This window comes from Aquabacterium fontiphilum, assembly GCF_009909205.1.
Classification (GTDB): domain Bacteria; phylum Pseudomonadota; class Gammaproteobacteria; order Burkholderiales; family Burkholderiaceae_C; genus Aquabacterium; species Aquabacterium fontiphilum.
The window spans coordinates 25,769-47,440 of the sequence record NZ_JAAAPN010000014.1 but is presented as its reverse complement, the minus strand read 5'-3'; the positions used below and the strand labels follow the sequence as shown (position 1 = coordinate 47,440).

General features: G+C 65.5%; 19 protein-coding genes and 1 tRNA gene. 13 read left to right on the top strand and 7 right to left on the bottom strand.

What is annotated here, in order from left to right:
- Positions 1-36: 36 nt before the first annotated feature.
- Genes msrB through GTZ97_RS15195 form a run of 4 tightly spaced genes read left to right on the top strand, consistent with a single transcriptional unit; the run spans position 37 to position 2,259 of the window.
- Entirely contained in the window at positions 37-459 is a 423-nt protein-coding gene (msrB, locus tag GTZ97_RS15210) for a peptide-methionine (R)-S-oxide reductase MsrB (RefSeq protein ID WP_161651591.1), read from the top strand.
- 1 nt (position 460) lies between these two features.
- The gene (locus GTZ97_RS15205) at positions 461-1,117 is read left to right on the top strand and encodes a septation protein A (RefSeq protein ID WP_161651589.1); all 657 of its coding nucleotides are present in this window, start codon (positions 461-463) and stop codon (positions 1,115-1,117) included.
- Positions 1,114-1,410 carry a BolA family protein gene (locus GTZ97_RS15200; protein WP_161651587.1) on the top strand — a complete coding sequence of 99 codons (297 nt, stop codon included), beginning with the start codon at positions 1,114-1,116 and terminating at the stop codon, positions 1,408-1,410. The genes GTZ97_RS15205 and GTZ97_RS15200 overlap by 4 nt, the downstream gene beginning before the upstream one ends.
- A gap of 33 nt (positions 1,411-1,443) precedes the next feature.
- The gene (locus GTZ97_RS15195; protein WP_161651585.1) at positions 1,444-2,259 is read left to right on the top strand and encodes a peptidylprolyl isomerase; all 816 of its coding nucleotides are present in this window, start codon (positions 1,444-1,446) and stop codon (positions 2,257-2,259) included.
- Here GTZ97_RS15195 and putA read toward each other — a convergent pair.
- A complete protein-coding gene (putA, locus tag GTZ97_RS15190) occupies positions 2,249-5,386 on the bottom strand; it encodes a bifunctional proline dehydrogenase/L-glutamate gamma-semialdehyde dehydrogenase PutA (protein ID WP_161651583.1) in 3,138 nt (1,045 codons plus the stop codon). The two genes, GTZ97_RS15195 and putA, sit on opposite strands and share 11 nt — an antisense overlap.
- A 110-nt stretch (positions 5,387-5,496) precedes the next feature.
- Complete coding sequence (gene trmB / locus GTZ97_RS15185) at positions 5,497-6,249, bottom strand: tRNA (guanosine(46)-N7)-methyltransferase TrmB (protein ID WP_161651581.1); 753 nt, start codon at positions 6,247-6,249, stop codon at positions 5,497-5,499.
- 286 nt (positions 6,250-6,535) lie between these two features.
- On the opposite strand from trmB, the gene GTZ97_RS15180 reads away from it, so the two are divergent.
- Together GTZ97_RS15180 and GTZ97_RS15175 are read left to right on the top strand one after the other, a co-directional pair.
- Positions 6,536-7,312 carry a hypothetical protein gene (locus GTZ97_RS15180; RefSeq protein ID WP_161651579.1) on the top strand — a complete coding sequence of 259 codons (777 nt, stop codon included), beginning with the start codon at positions 6,536-6,538 and terminating at the stop codon, positions 7,310-7,312.
- A gap of 37 nt (positions 7,313-7,349) precedes the next feature.
- Positions 7,350-7,423 (top strand) — tRNA-Gly (locus GTZ97_RS15175).
- A gap of 49 nt (positions 7,424-7,472) precedes the next feature.
- On the opposite strand, the gene GTZ97_RS15170 is transcribed toward GTZ97_RS15175, so the two are convergent.
- On the bottom strand, positions 7,473-8,972 hold the full coding sequence (locus GTZ97_RS15170) for an NAD-dependent succinate-semialdehyde dehydrogenase (protein WP_161651577.1): 1,500 nt from the start codon (positions 8,970-8,972) through the stop codon (positions 7,473-7,475).
- 147 nt (positions 8,973-9,119) lie between these two features.
- Here GTZ97_RS15170 and alaS point away from each other — a divergent pair, with 147 nt between their 5' ends.
- From alaS to GTZ97_RS15150, 4 genes are all read left to right on the top strand, one after another.
- Positions 9,120-11,747: an alanine--tRNA ligase gene (gene alaS, locus GTZ97_RS15165; RefSeq protein ID WP_161651575.1), complete on the top strand. Its 2,628-nt coding sequence runs from the start codon at positions 9,120-9,122 to the stop codon at positions 11,745-11,747.
- Positions 11,748-11,936: 189 nt separating this feature from the next.
- A complete protein-coding gene (locus GTZ97_RS15160; RefSeq protein WP_161651573.1) occupies positions 11,937-12,824 on the top strand; it encodes a metal-dependent hydrolase in 888 nt (295 codons plus the stop codon).
- A 204-nt stretch (positions 12,825-13,028) separates the two neighbouring features.
- Positions 13,029-13,922, top strand: coding sequence for a metal-dependent hydrolase (locus GTZ97_RS15155; protein WP_161651571.1), 894 nt, complete (start codon positions 13,029-13,031; stop codon positions 13,920-13,922).
- Between the two features lie 83 nt (positions 13,923-14,005).
- Positions 14,006-15,076, top strand: coding sequence for an AraC family transcriptional regulator (locus tag GTZ97_RS15150; protein ID WP_161651569.1), 1,071 nt, complete (start codon positions 14,006-14,008; stop codon positions 15,074-15,076).
- Between the two features lie 39 nt (positions 15,077-15,115).
- On the opposite strand, the gene GTZ97_RS15145 is transcribed toward GTZ97_RS15150, so the two are convergent.
- Genes GTZ97_RS15145 through GTZ97_RS15135 form a run of 3 tightly spaced genes read right to left on the bottom strand, consistent with a single transcriptional unit; the run spans position 15,116 to position 18,085 of the window.
- Positions 15,116-16,126 (bottom strand): cytochrome d ubiquinol oxidase subunit II, encoded by a 1,011-nt coding sequence (locus GTZ97_RS15145; protein ID WP_161651567.1) that lies wholly within the window; start codon positions 16,124-16,126, stop codon positions 15,116-15,118.
- Positions 16,123-17,517, bottom strand: a complete 1,395-nt coding sequence (locus GTZ97_RS15140; protein WP_161651565.1) for a cytochrome ubiquinol oxidase subunit I — start codon at positions 17,515-17,517, stop codon at positions 16,123-16,125. The genes GTZ97_RS15145 and GTZ97_RS15140 overlap by 4 nt, the downstream gene beginning before the upstream one ends.
- Before the next feature lie 7 nt (positions 17,518-17,524).
- A complete protein-coding gene (locus GTZ97_RS15135) occupies positions 17,525-18,085 on the bottom strand; it encodes a GbsR/MarR family transcriptional regulator (protein WP_161651563.1) in 561 nt (186 codons plus the stop codon).
- Positions 18,086-18,391: 306 nt separating this feature from the next.
- Between GTZ97_RS15135 and GTZ97_RS15130 the strand changes: the two genes are divergently transcribed.
- The 3 genes from GTZ97_RS15130 to dut are packed head-to-tail and all read left to right on the top strand — an operon-like array spanning position 18,392 to position 21,131.
- On the top strand, positions 18,392-19,420 hold the full coding sequence (locus GTZ97_RS15130; protein ID WP_161651561.1) for an AraC family transcriptional regulator: 1,029 nt from the start codon (positions 18,392-18,394) through the stop codon (positions 19,418-19,420).
- 26 nt (positions 19,421-19,446) lie between these two features.
- Positions 19,447-20,682 carry a bifunctional phosphopantothenoylcysteine decarboxylase/phosphopantothenate--cysteine ligase CoaBC gene (coaBC, locus tag GTZ97_RS15125; RefSeq protein WP_161651558.1) on the top strand — a complete coding sequence of 412 codons (1,236 nt, stop codon included), beginning with the start codon at positions 19,447-19,449 and terminating at the stop codon, positions 20,680-20,682.
- Complete coding sequence (gene dut / locus GTZ97_RS15120) at positions 20,679-21,131, top strand: dUTP diphosphatase (protein WP_161651556.1); 453 nt, start codon at positions 20,679-20,681, stop codon at positions 21,129-21,131. Before coaBC ends, dut begins: the two co-directional genes overlap by 4 nt.
- A gap of 5 nt (positions 21,132-21,136) precedes the next feature.
- On the opposite strand, the gene GTZ97_RS15115 is transcribed toward dut, so the two are convergent.
- Positions 21,137-21,658: an FKBP-type peptidyl-prolyl cis-trans isomerase gene (locus GTZ97_RS15115; protein WP_161651554.1), complete on the bottom strand. Its 522-nt coding sequence runs from the start codon at positions 21,656-21,658 to the stop codon at positions 21,137-21,139.
- Positions 21,659-21,672: the final 14 nt, after the last annotated feature.

The following is a 21,672-nucleotide window of genomic DNA, read 5'->3' as shown; positions in this document are numbered from 1 at the left end:
TACACTGGCAGGACGTATTTGATGGACCCGACCACCATGAGCGACCCTACCAACGACTACCCCGTCAAGAAGAGCGACGAGGCCTGGCGAGACCAGCTCGATCCGCTGGCTTTCCAGGTCACGCGCCGGGCGGCAACCGAACGGCCGTTCACGGGGCGATACTGGGATCACTTCGAAGACGGTACCTACCGTTGCATCTGTTGCGGAACCCGGTTGTTCGAATCGCACACCAAGTTCGATGCCGGGTGCGGCTGGCCGAGCTATTGGGCGGCCGCAGCCGACGAGGCCATCGAGCGCGTGCTGGACACCAGCCACGGCATGATCCGCGTGGAGGTGCGTTGTCGTCAGTGCGGAGCCCATCTGGGCCACGTGTTTGATGATGGTCCCGAGCCCACCGGTGAACGCTACTGCATCAACTCAGCCGCGATAGACTTCAGCCCGCACTCTGACGCACCCTGACATGAAATTCCTGTTCGATCTGTTGCCGGTGATCCTCTTTTTCGTGAGCTACAAGTGGGCTGACGGAAACAAGGAGGTCACCGCCGAATGGCTCACGCACTACGTGGGCTTTGCCGTGGCCAGCGGCACGGTGGTGGCCAAGCAGGCGCCGGTGCTGCTGGCCACGGTGGTCGTGGTGGTGGCCACCTTGCTGCAAGTGGTGATCCTCAAGGCCGCACGCAAGCCGGTCGACCGCATCCTGTGGGCCAGTCTGGGCGTCGTGATCGTGCTGGGCGCGTTGACACTGTGGTTCAACAACGAAGCCTTCATCATGTGGAAGCCCACCGTGGTGTACTGGATCATGGGCCTGGGCTTTCTGCTGACCGAGGTGGTCTTCAAGAAGCGCATGCTCAAGCAGATGATGGGGGGGCAGCTGGATGTGCCGGAAGCGATCTGGACGCGCGTGGGCTGGGCCTGGGCGCTGTTCTTCGTCGGCATGGGCTTTCTCAACCTGTATGTCGCCTTCGTGCTGTATGCCGGGAACACCGATGCGTGGGTGAACTTCAAGACGTGGGGCACGCTGGTGCTGACGCTGTTGTTCATCGTGGCTCAGGGTGTTTATCTGTCTCGCCACGCGTTGGAGCCGGCGGCCGAGGCCGCTCCGGGAGGCGGCCAATGAGCGCCACGAGCACGGTGAGCGGACAAGGGCCCGTTCACGCCAGCGAAATCGAAACGGCGTTGCGGGCAGCGCTGCAACCGGAGCTGCTCTTGGTGCGCGACGATACGGCTGCGCACATCGGACACGCGGGGCACAACGGCCAGGCTTTCGGCACCCACTTCGAGGTGCGCGTGCGAGCGGCGTGCTTTCGCGGGCTGCCCCCCGTTCAACGCCACCGGCTTGTGTATGATGCCCTGCGCAATTTGATGCCGCGCGGTATTCACGCGCTGGCCATCCAGGCCGAGCCGGCCTGATCGTCCATTCACGACTCACCAGATCTGTTGACCATGATTTCCACCCGCTTTGCCAAGGCTGCCATCGTGGCGGCCACGCTGTCCGTGGCTGCGCCGCTCGCGATGGCGCAGAACATTGCCGTCGTCAACGGCAAGGGCGTGCCCAAGTCGCGTGTGGACGCGCTGGTCGACCAGATCGCGCGCTCGCAACCTGGTGGCGCCATCGAGCGCACGCCTGACCTGGAGCAGAAGCTCCGCGACGAAGTGGTCATCCGCGAAATTTACATGCAGGAAGCCCAGCGCCGCGGCCTGCAGGCCTCGCCCGACTACCGCGCCCAGATGGAGCTCGCCCGTCAGGCCATCCTGATCCAGACGCTGTTCAAGGACTTCGAGAAAAAGAACCCCGCCAGTGAGGCCGAGGCCCGCGCCGAGTACGACCAGATCAAGGCGGCCAACGGCGACAAGGAGTACCGTGCGCGTCACATCCTGGTCGACTCTGAAGCCGAAGCCAAGTCGCTGCTGGGCCAGATCAAGGCGGGTGCCAAGTTTGAAGAGTTGGCCAAGAAGCACTCCAAGGACCCCGGGTCGGGCCCCAACGGTGGCGACCTCGACTGGGCCAATCCGGGCAACTATGTGCCGGAGTTTTCAGAAGCCATGGTCAAGCTGAAGAAGGGCGAGGTCAGTCCTGCGCCGGTTCAGTCCCAGTTCGGCTGGCACATCATCAAGCTGGAAGACACGCGCCAGACGGCCTTCCCGGCTTTCGAAGAGGTGAAGGACCAGCTGATGCAGCGCCAGAAGCAGGCCAAGCTGGCCCGCTTCCAGGAAGAGCTGCGCAAGAGCGCCAAGACCGACTACAAGTTCAGCGAGTAAGCTGAGCCAGCAGGGCGGCGTTGCCGCCCGCTGCGGCGGTATTGTGGCTGATCACCTGCTCGGTCGCAAAGCGACTGAGGTAGAGGGGCCCGCCCGCCTTGGGGCCTGTGCCGCTCCAGCCCTGGCCACCAAAGGGTTGCGCACCCACCACCGCGCCGGTCATGCCGCGGTTCACATACAAGTTGCCCACGCGGGCGGCCCGGGCCACCGCGTCGATGCGGCCATCTACGCGTGTGTGCAGCCCCATTGTGAGTCCGAAGCCGCGGGCGTTGATCTGGTCGATCAGCGCTGACAGCGTGGGCGCCGAAGTGCCTGGGCCCCAGTGCACCACGTGCAGGATGGGCCCGAAGTGTTCCGCATCCAGGTCGGCCACCGTGGGCAAGCGCCAGATCGACGGCACGATCCACTGACGTGGCGGGCCGTCTGGCAACAGCCGCACATGACAGCCGGGGTGCAGCGTCGCCCGTGCCAGGCAGATCACCTCCCGGCGTCGTTCGCGCGCCCAGGTGTCCAGGGTGTGCTCCCACGCACGGAGCCGCCCCGCGGCCACCTCGTCGATGACCGGGCCCACGTCGGTGGCAGGGTGCTCCGGCGCGCCCACCCGCAGGCATTGCAAGGCACCCGCCAGCATGGCCTCCAGTGGTGTGGCCACGGCCTCATGCAAGCACAGCAGGCGCAGGGCAGAGCAGCGCTGGCCGGCGCTGCCAAAGGCACTGTGCATCACCGCGTCGACCACCTGCTCAGGCAGGGCGCTGCTGTCGACGATCATGGCGTTGAGCCCGCCGGTTTCGGCAATCAGGGGCACGATGGGCCGATCTGGTGCGGCGAGCGCGAGCTGGATCCGCTTGGCCGCGGTGGTGGACCCTGTGAAGGCCACGCCGGCACACGTCGGGTGGGCGACCAGTGCCGCGCCCACGCTGGCGTCTCCAGGTGCGTGAACCAGTGCCCCGGTCGGTACACCGCATGCATGTAGCAGGCGCACGAATCGCTCTGCCACGCCCGGTGTCTGCGGCGCGGATTTGGCCGCCACCGCGTTGCCTGCCAACAGCGCGGCCATGACCTGGCCGCCAAAGATGGCCAGAGGGAAGTTCCATGGCGCAATGCAGACGAACACGCCCCGTCCGCGCAGCTGCCAGCTGTTGTGTTCACCTTCTGGGCCGGGAAGGCCGCGCGGCACGGCGTACGCCTGCGCCATGCGTGCGTAGTAATGTGCAAAGTCGATGGTTTCGCGTACCTCGGCCACTGCGTCGGGCAACGTTTTGTGGGCCTCTGCCACCAGTTCGGCCGCCCAGCTGTCCAGTTCGGCAGTCATGCGGTTGGCGGCCTGTATCAGCACGTCGGCGCGGGCGGCCCAGCCACGTGACTCCCAGTCTGGCCAGGCGGCCTGCAAGCTGATCATGATCGCGGGGATCTGGTCGGCTGTCAGAGCGAGACGCGCGAGCGGGTTGGCGGGGCCACTGCGCGCCACGCGGGCTGCCACCGCATCGCGCAGTGCGGTGCGATGGGGGCCGTGGGCGAGGTCGCGACCGGGGGCCACCATATGGTCATCGCCCCAGGCGTCGCACGGCGACGGCATGCTGGGCAACGGTACGTCACGCCATGGCGGCGCCAGCATGGCGTCCACATCGGTGTGGGCGTCGGCCATCTGGTGCACGAAGGAGCTGTTGGCGCCGTTTTCCAGCAGCCGTCGAACCAAATAGGCCAGCAGGTCGCGGTGCGGGCCTACCGGCGCGTAAACTCGCACCGGCGCCATGGCTTCGTGCGGCAGTGCGGCCCGAATGGCGGCGTACGTGGCGTCGCCCATCCCATGCAGGCGCTGCCACTCGTACTGGGTCGGGCCGACCCCGGCAGCCGTGGCCAGGTGCATGACGGCAGCAATGGTGACCGCGTTGTGGGTGGCAAACTGGGGGCGCAGCACCTCGACCTCGGAAAGCAACTGCTGCGCGCACGCGAGATACGACAGGTCCGTGTGTGCCTTCGAGGTGTAGACGGGGTAGCCGGGCAGGCCGAGTTCCTGCGCGCGCTTGATCTCACCGTCCCAGTAGGCGCCCTTGACCAGCCGCACGGTGAGCAAGCGGTCGTGGGTGCGTGCCAGTTCGGCCAGTCGCGCGATCACTGCAGGTGCGCGCAGTTGATAGGCCTGGACCGCCACACCGAGGCCCGCCCAGCTGCGCACCGCTTCGTGCGTATCCTGGGCCAGCCCGGCCAGCAGTGACTGCAACACGGCCAACTGCAGCTCAAGTCGGTCACTTTCTTCGGCATCGATGGTCAGCAGCAGGCGGTGGTGGGCCGCCAAGACGGCCAGGCTGCGCAGGCGCGGGGTCAGCTGGCTCACAACCTCTTCGGCGCGCACCGCTTCGAAGCGCGGATGCAGGGCAGACAGCTTGATCGACAGCCCGCTTGCCGCCCGCGCGCCGTCCCCATCCACCGCGGGTGCATCGATCAGGTGGTTCAGCGCGTGTTCATAGCTGGCGAAATGGCGATCGGCGTCGGCCCAGGTGCGCGCGCCTTCGCCCAACATGTCAAAACTCCAGCAGGTCTGCCAGCCGTGTTGTCGGGCGGCTTCGCTGTCCAGCCGCGCGCGGCGCCAGGCATCCTCGATTTGTGGTGCCAGCACGAACTGCTCGCCCAGCAGCTGTACCGCGTGCGCGGTCGCACGCACGGTGACGCTTTGTCCCAGATCGCGCAGCAAAGCCGTCAGCGTCGAGCCGGTGTCGTGACCGGCGCTGCCGGCGTGCGCCATCTGCGCCACCACGCTCAGCACGCGGCGCGAAAGCGATTCCCACCAGGGGTGTGGGCTGTCGGGCGGCAGCGCGGTGTGGGCGAAGCCACCGCGTGTGAGCTGGTCGTCCAGCAGGCACTGCGCCGTCTGAGGATCAGGGATGCGCAGCAAGGCTTCGGCCAAACGCATCAGCGCCAGGCCCTGGGCCGACGACAGCGGGTAGGCCTGCAGCAAGCCCTCCATGGCCCAAAACGGCGCCGGGTGGTCACGCAGTGTTTGCAGCCACGGCCGTGCCGTGTCCGCCACCGCAGGCCAACTCAGGCCCGAGGCCTGCAACGCGGTCAGGTGTCTGGCCACCGCAGCCGCTTCGTCGTCCCACGGGTCGGGCAGTGGGGGCAAGGCCATTACGCACTCCTGTCCAGTTACCCGGGCATGGCCCGTGCCATCAGCCTAGCGCCATCTGCGCCGGGCGTCCACGGGGAGGGGAAGGGCCGCGTGTGACTCGCGCCGCAGGATCAGCCGCGTTTGCGAAACACCAGGTCCCAGACGCCATGACCCAGTTTCAGACCGCGGTTCTCGAACTTGGTCAGCGGCCGGTAGGCCGGGCGCTCGGCATAGCCGTCGGCGGTGTTCTCCAGGCTCGTGTCCTCGCCGAGCACGGCCAGCATCTGTTCGGCATAGGGCTGCCAGTCGGTGGCGCAATGCAAATAGCCCCCTGGGGCGAGCCGCGAGGCGACCAGCGACACGAAAGACGGCTGGATGAGCCTGCGCTTGTGATGACGCTTCTTGTGCCAGGGGTCGGGAAAGAAAATGTGTACGCCGGCCAGCGAGGCCGGCGGAATCATGTGCTCCAGCACCTCGACGGCATCGTGGCGGATCAGGCGCAGGTTGTCCAGGCCGCGCTCGCCGATCTGCTTGAGCAGCGCGCCGACACCCGGCTCGTGCACCTCGCAGCCGATGAAGTCGGTGTCGGGCAGCGCCTGGGCGATCTTGGCGGTGGCGTCGCCCATGCCAAAGCCGATCTCCAGCACCACGGGTGCCTGTCGGCCAAACGCCTGCGCAGCGTCCAGTGGGGCGGGCGCGAAAGGCAGTACGAAGCGGGGCCCCAGTTCGGCCAGGGCACGCGCCTGTCCTTCCGTGGTGCGGCCGGCGCGCATCACGAAGCTGCGGATGCTGCGGCGGTGAAGGGGCTCGCCATCCGCGCTGCAAGCCGGCGTGTCGGTCGGCGAATCAGATGGGTCTTGAGGAGCGTGGGGATCAGTCTGCATGGCAGGTGGGCGGCGGGCGTATGGCGCGCATGTACGCGAAGGCGTGAGTGTGCAACAGAACCCTGCGCGCCCCTTGGAGCTGGGGCGGCCATGCCTGCAATGTGCAGTCTGCACGGCGCGGTTTTGCGGGTTTGGCGCACGTTCGCCCCACCCCTTATTCAGGGGGTGTGCATATTCATCGGGGATTGACAGAAACGTCAGAGAAGAGGGTGAAAAACCATCTGTTTTTGGCCGAGAACAGCGCATCATCTGGTCAACACAGCCGTGTTTTGCAAGGAGCAGTACCGTGAAAGCCACCACCTGGACCCAATCGTTGACCGGCGCCGTGGCGCTGGCGGCTTCTCTGTCTGCCCCCTCGGCCCAGGCGCTGACCCTGGACACGACCTGGGTGCAGGCCAACTCGGTGTTCGCGCTCTCGATGGAGGCTTATGACGCCATGGCCGCGGCCGGCGTGACCATGAGTGCGCTGGGCAATGCGACGAACGCCAAAGGCACCGTGTTGGCTGACGGGAGCGTGCTGTCCGCGTTCAATCTGCCTGTGACCAAGGTGGATGTCTCGGTCGGGTTCTGGCCGTTTGCCAATCTGGTGACACCCGAGTGGGGCGAGGCGTCCGGCTCGGCGCTGCTGATCTCTCGTGGCACACGCAACGTCACGCTGGCCAATTTCTTCATCGACTATGACACCTCGCTCGTCATGGCCGACATCACCGCCAACGGAGTCACCCAGAAGCGTGCGTCGCTGTACTCATTCGACGCGACCGATCTGAAGATCGGCCTCAACGGCCTTACGCTCAACATGCACCAGAAGCTGACGAATCTGACGTTCACGGATTCGGCGTTGGCCACGTTTGCGTCGGGCCTGAACCTGAGCAGGGTTTTGCAGGCGCCCCTTGTGGGCCTGGACTTCGGCACCATCACGATCGACATCAATGGCGCTTTGCGCACGCCCATCAGCAGCGCGCCCTATGTGGCCGCGGCCATTCCCGAGGCGTCGCCAGCGGCCATGCTCGGGCTGGGCCTGATCGGCATCGCGCTGGTGTCGCGTCGCAAGCTGTCAGCCTGATGGATCGGCGCTCGCCCGCGCTACAATGCAGCGCATCGCGGGCGTCGTTCAATGGTAGGACCTGAGCTTCCCAAGCTCAAGACGTGGGTTCGATTCCCATCGCCCGCTCCACATGTCACAAAGCAGGCCTCGCGCCTGCTTTGTCATTTGTGTGGTGCTGTCAGCGGTCCAGCCCGCCCAGCGCGAGGTATTTGGTTTCCAGGTAATCGTCGATGCCCTGACGCGCACCCTCGCGGCCCAGGCCCGATTGCTTGACGCCGCCAAACGGCACTTCGCAGGTCGAGATCAGCCCGGTGTTGATGCCCACCATGCCGTACTCCAGCGCCTCGCCCACGCGGAAGATGCGGCCCACGTCGCGGCTGTAGAAGTAGCTGGCCAGCCCGAACTCGGTGTCATTGGCCAGCGCAATCGCATCGGCCTCGGTGTCGAACTTGAACACCGGCGCCACCGGGCCAAAGATTTCTTCGCGCGCCATGCGCATGCTGGCGTTGACGTCGGCCAGCACGGTCGGTTGATAAAAGTGGCCGCCGGCCACATCGGCCCGCTGCCCACCCACCACCACGCGTGCGCCCTTGACGAGCGCATCGCCCACCATGGCCTCGACTTTGCCGAGCGCTTCGCCATCGATCAGCGGGCCCTGCGTCACGCCTGGCTCAAAGCCGTTGCCCACACGCATTTCGCCCACTTTCTGGGCCAGCCGGGTCACGAAGTCATCGTAAATGCCGGCCTGCGCATACAGGCGGTTGGCGCAGACGCAGGTCTGCCCCGCATTGCGGTACTTGCTGATCAGCGCGCCTTCGACGGCGGCATCCAGATCGGCGTCATCGAAGACGATGAAGGGCGCGTTCCCGCCCAACTCGAGTGCCAGCTTCTTGATGGTGGGCGCGCATTGCGCCATCAGGATGCGGCCGACTTCAGTCGAGCCGGTGAACGACAGGTGGCGCACCACGTCGCTGCTGCACAGCGCCTGGCCGACATCGATCGACTGGCGCCCGTCGGCCGTCAGCACGTTGAGCACGCCAGCCGGCATGCCTGCGCGCTGGGCCAACTCGGCCAAGGCCAGCGCCGACAGCGGGGTGGCCTCCGCCGGCTTGATCACCACCGGGCAGCCCGCCGCCAGGGCCGGCGCCACCTTGCGCGTGATCATCGCGATCGGGAAGTTCCAGGGCGTGATCGCCGCGCACACGCCGATGGGCTGGCGCATCACCAGGTAACGCTTGCTGGGGTCGGTGGTGGGAATCGTCTCGCCATACACCCGGCGCGCTTCTTCGGCAAACCATTCGATGAAGCTGGCGCCGTAGGCCACCTCGCCCTTGGCTTCGGCCAGCGGTTTGCCTTGCTCGGCCGTCAGGATGCGGGCCAAGTCGTCGGCGTGCTGGTGGATGAGGTGAAACCACTTCATCATGATGGCGCCACGCGCCTTGGCTGTCAGCGCACGCCAGGCGGGCCAGGCCCGGTTGGCTGCGGCGATGGCCTCCTGCGCCTCGGCCGCGCCCAGATTGGACACGCGCGCCAGCTCCGTCCCGGTGGCCGGGTCGATCACGGCAAAGCGCGCGGCGGTCTCCAGCCACTGGCCGTTAACGAACGCCTGTGTGCGCAGCAGGGCCGCATCCTGCAGGCTGGCGAGCGGGGCGGGCAGGGCAAAGGGCTGGTTCGTCATGGCATGGCTTCCGTGTACCGATTCGCGCACCATCATAGGTCACCCCCGAAACCTATAATTGAGGGCTTCGCCCAAGCCGCGCCTCTCGCGCGGGCGTCGTCGCGGGCACCCAACGTCACCTCACCGTCGAACCCTGAAAGCCGCCGCATGAAAGCAGCCGACATCCGCAAGACCTTCCTGGAGTACTTCCAGTCCAAGGGCCACACCATCGTGGCGTCCAGCCCTGTGGTCCCGGGTGACGACCCCACGCTGCTGTTCACCAATGCGGGCATGAACCAGTTCAAGGACGTGTTCCTGGGCTTCGACAAGCGCCCCTACACCCGGGCCACCACCTCGCAGAAGTGCATCCGCGCGGGCGGCAAGCACAATGACCTGGACAACGTGGGCTACACCGCGCGCCACCATACCTTCTTTGAGATGCTGGGCAACTTCAGCTTTGGCGATTACTTCAAGAAGGATGCGATCACCTACGCCTGGGAGCTGTTGACCGAGCACTTCAAGCTCCCGAAGGACAAGCTCTGGGTCACCGTCTACCAGGAAGACGACGAGGCCTACGAGATCTGGAACAAGCAGGTGGGCGTGCCCGCCGAGCGCATCGTGCGCATCGGCGACAACAAGGGCGGCCGCTACATGTCCGACAACTTCTGGATGATGGGCGACACCGGCCCTTGCGGACCCTGCACCGAGATCTTCTACGACCACGGCCCCGACGTGGCCGGCGGCCCCCCAGGCAGCCCCGACGAAGACGGCGACCGCTACATCGAGATCTGGAACAACGTCTTCATGCAGTTCAACCGCACCGAAGACGGCGTGATGCACCCGCTGCCCAAGCCCTCGGTGGACACGGGCATGGGCCTGGAGCGCATCGCCACCGTGCTTCAGGGCAAGCACAGCAACTACGATATCGACCTGTTCCAGAACCTGCTGGCTGCTGCGCGTTCTGCTGTCACGGCTTCCGGTGGCGAAGGTTTCGACGCCAACAGCCCAAGCCTTAAGGTGATTGCCGACCACATCCGCGCCTGCTCGTTCACCGTCGCCGACGGCGTCATCCCCAGCAACGAGGGCCGTGGCTACGTGCTGCGCCGCATCACCCGCCGCGCCATCCGCCACGGCTACAAGCTGGGCGCTCGCACCCCCTTCTTCCACAAGCTCGTGGCGGCGCTGGTCGCCGAGATGGGTGAGGCCTATCCCGAGCTTCGCCAGAACGAAAAGCGCATCACCGAGGTGCTCAAGACCGAAGAAGAGCGCTTCTTCCAGACCATTGCCAATGGCATGGAAATCCTGGAAGGCGCCCTGGCCACGGGTGCCAAGGTCATCGACGGCGAAACCGCCTTCAAGCTGCACGACACCTACGGCTTCCCGGTCGACCTGACCGCCGACGTCTGCCGCGAGCGCGACGTCACCGTCGACCAGGCCGGCTTCGATGCCGCCATGGCCCGCCAGCGCGAGCAGGCCCGTGCGGCCGGCAAGTTCAAGATGGCCGCCGGGCTGGAGTACAGCGGCGCCGCCACCACCTTCCACGGCTACGACCACCTGGCCCGCGAGGCCACCACCGTCACCGCCATCTACGTCGACGGTGCGTCGGTGCAGCAGGCGAATGCTGGCGATGACGCCGTGATCGTGCTGGACCACACCCCGTTCTACGCCGAGTCTGGCGGCCAGTGTGGCGACAGCGGTGACCTGCGCAATGCCACCAGCCGCTTCGTGGTGGAGGACACGCTCAAGATCCAGGCCGATGTGTTTGGCCACCACGGCCGCGTGGTCGAGGGCGTCATCAAGGTGGGTGACACCGTCAACGCCAAGGTCGACGCCGAACTGCGCGCCAAGACGGTCCGCAACCACAGCGCCACCCACCTGATGCACAAGGCCCTGCGCGAGGTGCTGGGCGAGCATGTGCAGCAAAAGGGCTCGCAGGTCACCCCGGACCGCACCCGCTTCGACTTCTCGCACGGCCAGCCGTTGACCGACGAAGAAATCCGCGAGATCGAAGCCCTGGTCAACGCCGAGATCCTGGCCAACGCCGATGCGCAGGCCCAGGTCATGGCGCTGGAAGACGCCCAGAAGAGCGGCGCGATGATGCTGTTCGGCGAGAAGTATGGCGAAACCGTGCGCGTGCTGAGCATCGGGTCTTCCAAAGAGCTGTGCGGTGGCACCCACGTCAAGCGCACGGGTGACATCGGTCTGTTCAAGATCGTTGCCGAAGGCGGTGTGGCCGCAGGGGTGCGTCGCGTCGAGGCCATCACGGGCGACAACGCGCTGGCCTACACCCAGAACCTGGAACGCACCGTCAATGGGCTGGCGGCCATGCTGAAAGCGACGCCGCACGACGTGCCGGCCCGCGTGGCTGCCGCACAGGACCAGATCCGCGCGCTGGAAAAGGAAATCGCCGCACTCAAGGGCAAGCTGGCGTCCGCCCAGGGTGACGAACTGGTGGCCCAGGCTGTCGACGTCAAGGGTGTGAAGGTGCTGGCCGCCAAGCTCGACGGCGCCGATGCCGCCACGCTGCGCAACACCATGGACCAGCTCAAGAACAAGCTCAAGACGGCGGCCATCGTGTTGGCCGCGGTGGACGGTGGCAAGGTGCAACTGGCCGCTGGCGTGACGGCCGACACCACTGCCAAGGTCAAGGCCGGCGAGTTGGTCAACTTCGTCGCCCAGCAAGTGGGCGGCAAGGGGGGCGGCAAGCCCGACATGGCCATGGCCGGTGGCACCGACGCCACCGCGCTGCCACAGGCGCTGGCGGGCGTCCAGGCCTGGGTGGCTGAGCGGGTCTGAGGAGCGGCACCCCCTCGATGCCACCCTTTCTGACGGGTTTCCTGCCGTTTTGACGGGCATTGGTCACGTATGTGACGTGCGTGTGTCGGCAGGGAACCCTTTGTGTCATGCAGTATCCTGTTTAGAGCCGGCTCAAGGCCTCAGACTGGTCTTTATCGGTTGAAAGACCCTTCCCTGACAGGAGCAGCCATGACGACACACACCGCGAAGCACCCGATCGTGCCCCGTGAGCGCCTCCAGTTCGGTCTGGATCAGGATATTCCGAAGTACTGGTACGGCGGCGACCCGTTCAAATCGCGTTTCTGGGACGCGCTGTCCATCATCTTCCCGCCCGGCGAGAAGTTTTTCATGAACTGCGTGCGCGACTACCGCGACCAGATCTCCGATCCGAAAATGCTGCAAGAGATCAAGGATTTCAACATCCAGGAAGCGCAGCACAGCATGGTCCACCGCCAGGACAATGACCGCCTGCGTCGCCAGGGCGTGGATGTCGACAAGCTCACCGATTTCATCGACACCCTGCTCAACAAGCAGTACCGCAGCAAATACAGCAAGCAGCACACCTTGTCGCTGACCTCGGCGCTGGAGCACTTCACCTCCATCATCGCGCACAGCCTGTTCGACAAGCGTGACGTCATGAAAGAGGCCGACCACCGTGTGCGCGCCATGTACGCCTGGCACGCCATTGAAGAGGTCGAGCACAAGGGTGTCGCCTACGACGTGATGATCGATTACGCCAAGGTGGGCTATTTCAAGCGGGTGTTGGGCCTGGTGCACGCATCGCTGATGTTCCCTTACGTGATCTTTGCCGTGCAGCGTCAGTTGATGATTCACGACGGCTTTACGCGCGGCGAGCGCCTGAAGATGATGGCCGGGGGGCTGTGGTGGCTGTTCAAGCCGGGCGGTCTGCTGGCCCCCATGCACAAGCACTACTGGACGTACTACAAGCCTGGCTACCATCCCTGGCAAGAGGCCGAGCAGCCCGGCTACGAAGAGTGGCTGGCCGCGTTCGACAAGCACCAGCGCGATCCGGTCAAGGCGAGCGAAGACATGCGCCGTGCCCTGGCGCTGGCCTGATCAGCCCGTCTCGCCAAGAAACAGGCTCCCTTCGGGGAGCCTGTTTGCTTTTGGGGCGAACGCCCCGGTTGCCGCAGACTGGTGTAAACCCCAGGGGGTGCTTGTCGTGCCGGATGCCCTCGTGTCACCGCTCATCCTGTCGCGTTCTGTCACGTCTGCCTACGATGGGAACCATTGTGGAGACATACCGATAAGGATCACGACATGGCATACCAATCGGACAAACAGCACCCCATCGTGCCGCGCGAGAAGCTGGACTTCGGTCTGGACGACCCGAGCATCCCGAAGTACTGGTTCGGTGGCGATGCGTTCAAGACCCGCTTCTTCGACGCCATGTCGCTGATCTTCCCGCCGGGCGAGAAGTTCTTCATGGTCACGGTGCGTGACTTCCGCGACCGCGTCAAGGACGCCAAGCTGCTGCAGGACATCAAGGATTTCAACCGCCAGGAAGCCCAGCACAGCCTGGTGCACAACCAGTACAACGATGTGCTGCGCAAGCAGGGCATGCCGGTCGACAAGCTGATCGCCTGGCTCGACAAGCTGCTGTTCGACACCTACCGCAACCGCTACAGCCGCGAGTACACGCTGGCCATCACGGGTGCGCTGGAGCACTTCACCGCCCTGGGCGCCCACGCGATGTTCGACGAGCGCGACATCATGGGCGATGCGCACCCCAAAGTGCGCGCCATGTACGCCTGGCACGCGATCGAAGAGGTCGAGCACAAAGGCGTGGCCTACGACGTGATGATCGACTACGCCAAGGTTGGCTACTTCAAGCGCTGCGGCGCGTTGGTGCACGCCACCTTCATGTTCCCCTACGTGATCCTGTCGTTCACCAACGCGATGCTCAAGGCAGACGGCTTCAGCGCGTGGCAGCGCCTCAAGCTGTTCACCAAGGGAATCTGGTGGCTGCTCAAGCCAGGTGGTTTCGTGGCGCCGCTGCACAAGCACTACGTGCAGTACTACAAGCCCGGCTACCACCCCTGGCAGGAAACCGAGCAGCCGGGCTACGAGGAATGGCTGCGCGGCTTCGCCAAACACCAGGATCCGGTCGAGGCCAGCGAGCTCATGCGCGCCGAGATGGCCGGGGCACGGTGAAGGTTGCCCGGTTTTTTCCTGCTTGACCGCCCCGTAGTTGGTTAGACTTCGGCACACCTGCTTCGGGTGTGCCGAAACTCTTTATGCGCATTCCACTTCCCTCTGCGGCCGTGCTGGAGGCGGTGGGCATCAAGCCCATTCCGCTGTTCATGCTTTCGAGCTGGATCAAGGCGTCCGCCAAGTGCGGCTTCAACGTCCAGACGCTGTTCAAGGAGGCTGGGGTCAAGATCGACCTCATCCGGCTGGAAGACGCACGCGTCTCGCCGCTGCAGCTCATCTCGCTGCTCGAGCAGTGCGTGGCGCTGACCCCCCCGGACAAGCACTTCCCCTTCGTGCTGGGCGACACCTTCGCCTTCGAATCGCTGCCAGAGTTCGAAACCCTGCTGACCACCAGTCCCACCCTGCGCGAGGCCTTGCGCGTGGCCGATCTGGCCCGTCAGGTGGTGCTGCCCTGGCTCAAGCTCGAGGTCAAGGAAGAGGGTGATCTGGCGCGGGTGATCGTCGGGCTCGATGTGCCGCTGCCGAACTTCGAGCGCTACGGGCTGCCGCTGCACCTGGTGACCGACGCCATCCTGGCGTGCATTCGCAAGTTCGGTCGCTCGCTGCAGGGCTCGGACGAAGGCTTTGTGGGTGTCTGGGTCAAGCGTGATCCGCCGCCCAACGCCGCGCAGTTCGAAAGCTTTTTCGGCGTGCCGGCGCGCTTCAATGCGCCGTCCGATGCACTGATCTTCGAGCGCCGCATTCTGGATCTCCCGTTGGAAGGCGCGTTCCCCGCGCTCCATGAGCAGGCCCAGTTCCTCGCTGAACAGCGTCTGGGCAAAGAGGTCAAGCGTCAGGGCGTGGCGGCCGAAGTCGAGTCGCTCATCAGCCGCGATCCCGCCCTGCTGGCCTTGGGTGTGGAAGACATGGCCGATCGCCTGGGTCTGCACCCGCGCACGCTCCAGCGCCGGCTGAAGGAAGAAGGCGACAGCTACCTCCACGTCCAGGCGCGCATGCGGCACCGGCTCGCATGTCAGTGGTTGCGCGATGGCGATGTCACCATCGACGACATCAGCGCCCGGCTGGGCTTTTCCGACCGTCGCGCCTTCACCGCTGCCTTCAAGCGCTGGGAAGGTACGACGCCCTCGGCCTGGCGCGAGCGCGAAGGCGGCTGATCAAGCCATTCAAGCCGTACGCGCTTCGCCTGTGGCGTGTCAGCCGTAACTGAGCGCCGTGGCCTTGCCGCCAAACACCCGGTAGACGAAGAAGGTGTAGGCCGCGATGGCCGGCAGGCTGATCGACGTGCCGATCAGGATGAGCCACAGCGAGCTGGGTGCGGCGGCGGCATCCCACACCGTGATCTGATCCAGCACGATGTAGGGGTAAAGGCTGTAGGCCAGGCCCATGCCGCCGACCAGCATCACGCTGATGGCCAGCACCAGCGGGAGCCAGGCCAGACGGGCCGTCGGGCCCACGATCCGATGCGAGTTCAGCAGGCCGCGCAAGGCGACCAGCGCGAGGCCTGACATCAAGGGGATGGGCAGCAACGCCAGGATGTTCGGGAAGCTGAACCAGCGCGCGCGCACCGTCTCGCTGAACCAGGGCGTGGCCACCGAGATGGCCAGCAGCGCGATCACCATCGCCGGCCAGCTCACCTTCGCCCAGCTCACCGCGCGGCGCTGCAAGTCGCCTTCGGTCTTCAGAATCAGCCAGCACGCACCCAGCAGCGCGTAGGTGATCGGCAGGGCCACCGCGATCAGCGCGGCGAAGGCCAGCGACTGCGGGCTGCTTTCGAGGCCCATCACGAAGCGGCCCAGCATCCAGCCCTGCGCCGTGGCGGCCAACAGCGAGCCGATGCTGAACAGACGGTTCCACAGCGGCTTGTGGTGCGCGCGCGCCTTCACGCGAAAGTCGAACGCCACCCCGCGCAGGATCAGGCCGACCAGCATGACGGCCACGGGCAGGTACAGCGCACCGAGCACCACGCCCTGGCCTTTTGGAAAGGCCACCAGCAACAGGCCCACCCCCAGGACCAGCCACGTTTCGTTGGCATCCCAGAACGGCCCGATCGACGCGACCATCATGTCCTTGTCGGCATCTTCGCGCGCCCAGGGCATGAGCATGCCCACGCCCAGGTCATAGCCGTCCAGCACCACGTAGGCCAGCATGGCCACACCCATCAGCAGCCAGAAAACGACTGGCATCCACTCTTGCTCGGTGATCATCGCGGTGCTCCTTGCGGCGCAGCGCCGCCTTGAATCATGGCCGAGGCCGGCGGGGCGCCGTCTGCTTCGGGCCAGGCGTCCATCGGCTTGCTGGCCAGATAGCGCAGCACACCCACATACGCCACCAGCAGCGCCAGGTACAGGGTCACATAGGCGGCCAGCGTGGCGCCCACCATGGGCGCAGGCGTTTGCGTGGCCACGGCTTCCACCTTCAGCAGGCCCTGCACGATGTAGGGTTGGCGCCCGATCTCGGTCACATACCAGCCTGCCACAGTGGCCAGCCAGCCAGAGAACGTCATCCAGCGCAGGCTCTGCAGCGACCACCGCGGCAAGGCCTGGGCCTGCCAGCCATGCTTGCGCAGTTGCCACAGCGCAAGCCAGCTCACCACCAGCATCAGCATGCCGGTGCCCACCATGATCCGGAAGGCGTAGAACACCGGTGCCACGGGGGGGTGACTGCCTTCAAACGCATTCAGCCCCTGCAGCTCGCCGTCGAGTTCATGCGTCAGGATCAGGCTGGCCAGCTTGGGGATGCCCACCTCGAAGTGATTGCTGCGGGTGGCTTCATCGGGCACGGCAAACAGCAGCAGCGGGGCGCCACGTGTGGTTTCCCACAGGCCCTCCATGGCCGCCACTTTCTGTGGCTGGTGCTCCAGCGTGTTGAGCCCATGCAGGTCGCCCATGACGATCTGGGCCGGGATCAGCACCGCGCCCAGCGTGGCACCCAGGCGCAGCATCTTGGCCGTGGCCGGGCCGTCTCGGCCGCGCAGCACCTGCCAGGCCGCTGTGCCTGCGATCAGAAAGGCGACCGTCAGGCCCGAGGCCAGCAGCATGTGGGTCAGCCGATAAGGAAAGCTGGGGTTGAAGACGATCTGCCACCAGTCCGCCGCGAAGAACTCACCGTTGACGATCTCGTGGCCGATGGGCGTCTGCATCCAGGAGTTCAGGCTCAGGATCCAGAAGGCGCTCATCGTCGTGCCAAAGGCCACCAGGAAGGTGGCGAGCATGTGGACCCGCTCGCTCACCCGGCCGTGACCGAAGAGCATGATGCCCAGGAACGATGCCTCCAGAAAGAAGGCGGTGAGCACCTCGTAGGCCAGCAGCGGCCCGGCGATGTTGCCGACCTGTTCCATGAAGCCAGGCCAGTTGGTGCCGAACTGGAAGCTCATCGTCACGCCGCTGACCACGCCCAGCGCAAAGCTCAATGCGAACACCTTGGTCCACAGCCGGTAGGCAGCCAGCCAGGCGTGGTCCTGCGTGCGCAGCCAGCGCCAGCGCATGAACAGCAGCACCCAGCCGAGCGCAATCGTGATGGTGGGAAAGAGGATGTGAAAGGTGATGTTTGCTGCGAACTGCATCCGCGACAGCAGCAGGGTGTCCAGCGCGTCCATGGTCATCTCACTCCGGTTGGGCGGGGCTCTCCCGCCGTGGCGAGGCAAACTCCAGCAAACGGCCGACCTTCGACCCCAGTGTCATCAACTGAGACAGGGTGCGCGGGTCGAGCCGCTGCACATCGTCGAACCATCGGGTCAGCAGTTCGATGAGGTCGTGCATGCCCTTCATGCGCGCCTGCGCAATGGCGTCGGCCTCGCTGCTCGGCGTCTCCAGCAGCGCATTGCGCAGCATCGACAGGGTGGGCTCCACCTCGCGTCGGCGACGCTCTTCGGCCAGCGTGCGAAACACCTCCCATGCGTCCTGCGGGGCGTCGAAGTACTCGCGCCGGTCGCCAGGCAGGTGGCGCATCTTGACCAGCCGCCACGCCTGAAGCTCTTTTAGTCCCATGCTGACGTTGGACCGGCTGAAGCCCAGCGCCTCAGCGATCGCATCCGCGTGCAGCGGCTCGGGCGAGACAAAGATCAGGGCATAGATCTGCCCGACCGTGCGGTTGATGCCCCAGCGGCTCCCCATCTCGCCAAAGTGGGACACGAAGCTCTGGACCAAGGGGGTAAGGGCGCTCATCACAACTCCGGGGACAGCTGAAGTTGATCGGCATTAAATCCTGATCTTTCAGAAAATACTGAAAGTTCGAAATAAACCACTTACTTACAAAGGACATCACGTCGTCACGATTGGCCAAATTGGCAGACCACGACAACCTCGGGTAATTGCTGTCCTCAGTTGAGGGAGTGGACGTGGCGGCGCTCACGGGGATGGCGTCAAATGTTCCTTGGTGACCCCGAAGGTTCCTTGTCGCGCCGCACGCGCCCACATAGATTTAGAACCGAGCGTTGTTCAATTCGAGCGGTCGTGGTTCCTATGCATCCGATGTCTTCCCCTGTCTCCGTCCCCATGCCCTCCATCGGCAGTTGGCGAGAGGCTGCCAACACCTGCGGCTTCTCGCTGGAACCCGTGCTGCGTGAGGCGGGCATCAACCAGCCCGATGCGGCCTCGCCGCTGCGTGTGTCACCGGTCAACCTGTTCAAGGCGTTCTCCCTTTGCGTGGAGCGTGCGCGGGGTCATCATTTCCCGTTCGCCCTGGGCGAGCGGTTCGTCTTCGAGCATTTCGCCGAGTTCGATGCCTTCATGGGCTCATGTGCGACCATCCGCGATGGGTTGGAGCTGGCCGGCTGGGCTCGCGAGCTGCTGGCACCCTGGCTCACGGTGCGTCTCGACGAGTTCGGATCGGAAGCCCACCTGCGCATCGTGATCGACGCCCCGGGCATGAGCACGGAAGAGCTGCGTCCGGTTCGTGAAGTCGCGTTGTCGGTGGTCAATCAGGTGATCCGCCGAGCGACGCGTGAGCCTCATTGGCTGCTGTCGGTACGGCTGGCTGGGGTGGCGCCGGCCGGTCATGAGCGATATGCCGCACACTTCGGCGTGCCGGTGTTGTTCAACGAAGAGATCGACGCGCTGGTGATGGACCGCCGCTGGCTGGATCTGCCGCTCAACCCCTCGTATCCGCAAGCGCGAGGCGAGGCTCGTCAGCGCATCGAGCGCCGCCTGAACCAGGAGCTGGGCGAGCGCCGCCGGCTGGTCGACGAGGTTCGCTGGGCTCTGGAGCGTCGACCTGAACTGCTGCGTGAGGGCCTTGAGTCGACAGCTGCTGCGCTCGGGTTGCATCCACGCACGCTGCAGCGGCGGTTGCAGGCCGAAGGTTTCAAGTACGTGGACATCCAGTCTGAGGCCAAGAAGCACCGCGCGCAGATCATGCTGCGCCGGCGAGCGATCTCCATGGAGTCGATCAGCATCGAGCTCGGCTTCTCCGATCGCCGTGCCTTCACCTTCGCTTTCAAGCGCTGGACGGGCATGTCACCCAGCGCCTACCGCAACCAGCTTGGCGTCGTCTCGCGTTGAGCTCCAAGCCTGCTAGAGTGCAGGCCATGTCAGTACGCGCAGATCTACAAGGCCGGCACATCGTTCTGGGCCTGACCGGCGGCATCGCCTGCTACAAGTCGGCAGAACTCGTCCGGCTGCTCACCCAGGCCGGCGCGACGGTCCAGGTCGTGATGACCGAGGGCGCGCAGGCCTTCGTCACCCCCTTGACCTTCCAGGCGTTGTCGGGCCGCCCGGTCTACACGAGCCAGTGGGACAACCGACCCGACAACAACATGGCGCACATCCAGTTGAGCCGGGAGGCCGACGCCATTTTGGTGGCCCCTGCGACGGCCGATTTTCTGGCTCGGCTCGTGCAAGGGCGGGCCGATGATCTGCTCAGCCTGACCTGTCTGGCGCGGCCGCGCGGGCAGTGCGCGCTTCTCGTTGCGCCGGCCATGAACCGGGAGATGTGGTCTCATCCGGCCACCCAGCGCAATGTGCGCCAGCTCTGTGAGGATGGCACGGCGGTGCTCGGCCCCGCAGCGGGTGACCAGGCCTGCGGCGAGGTGGGCGATGGCCGCATGCTGGAGCCCGCCGAGCTGCTCGAAGCGCTCATCGCGCACTTCCAGCCGAAATGCTTGTCGGGGCGCCGTGTGCTGGTCACAGCAGGGCCGACCTTCGAACCCATTGATCCGGTGCGCGGCATCACCAACCTGTCAAGCGGCAAGATGGGTTTTGCCATCGCACGCGCAGCACGCGAGGCTGGCGCGCAGGTCACGCTCGTGGCCGGCCCGGTGCACCTGCCGACCCCTCAAGGCGTTCGTCGGCTGGATGTGCAGACGGCACGCCAGATGTGCGATACCGTCGTGCCGCTGGCAGGGGAGCATGACGTGTTCATCGCCACCGCCGCCGTGGCGGACTGGCGTCCGGCCAGCCTCAGTGAGCACAAAATCAAGAAAGAGGGCAAGAAGGTGGCGCCGACTTTCGAGCTCACGGAGAATCCCGACATTCTGGCGACCGTGGCGGCGCTGCGCTCGCCACCATATTGCGTGGGCTTCGCCGCCGAGAGCGAATCGCTGCTCGAACATGCCCGCGCCAAGCTGACCCGCAAGCGCGTGCCCCTTATCGTGGGCAACCTCGGTCCGGCCACATTCGGCAAGGACGACAACGCGCTGCTGCTGGTGGACGCCCACACGCATCGCGCCTTGCCTGCCGATGGCCGCCATGCAGACAAACTCTCGCTGGCGCGCGAACTGATGCAGGAACTGGCGCGCCGGCTGAATCAGGAACCCAAGGCATGACGTCCTCTGTCGACATCCGCATTCTCGACCCCCGCATGGCTGATGCCTTGCCGGCCTATGCCACGCCGGGCAGCGCCGGACTGGACCTGCGCGCCTGTGTCGACGCGCCTGTCGTCTTGCAACCCGGGCAAGCCGAGCTGGTGCCAACCGGCTTGGCCGTGCATCTGGGCGACCCGGGGCTGGCCGCCATGCTGTTGCCCCGATCTGGTCTGGGTCACAAGCAGGGCATCGTGCTGGGCAACCTGGTCGGGCTGATTGATTCGGACTACCAGGGACCGCTGATGGTCAGCCTGTGGAACCGTGGCAGCGCCGCGGTCACCATCCAGCCCATGGACCGCATCGCGCAGATGGTTGTGGTGCCGGTCGTCCAGGTTGCCTTCCGGCAGGTCGACCGCTTCGACGCCACGGCGCGCGGCGAAGGCGGCTTCGGCTCCACCGGGCGGGGCTGACCGGCTCAGTGCAGTGTGTCGTCGGGGCCAGGGGTAGAGGCCAGGCTGAAAGGCATGGCCGCCACTGATCCCTGCTGTACCTCTTCCTCCAGCGCCTGACGCACGTCGCAGACCTTCAGTGACAGGCGCAGCGCGATGCCAGCCAGCGGATGATTGCCGTCCAGCACCACGTGCTGGTCATACACCTCGGTGACCGTGTAGATGGCGTCGGCGGGCAGATCGGGCGTGGTGGCGCCTTCCGGTGGGCCTTCGAACTGCATGCCCGGGCTCACGCCTTCAGGAAACAGCTCGCGCGCCTCAAAAAACACCAACCCCGCGTCGTAATCGCCAAACGCGTGTTCTGGCTCGAGATGCAGGTGGGTCTCGAAACCCGTTGTCTGGCCGATCAGCGCCGCCTCGACTTTGGGCAGAAGGTCTTCGCCTCCGACCAGGAACTCCATCGGGTCGGACAGTTCATCGATGAGCTGCCCCTGGGCGTCTTCCAGGCGCCAGGTCAGGCTCACCACGCAGGGAGAGGAAATGATCATGCCGCAATCATCTC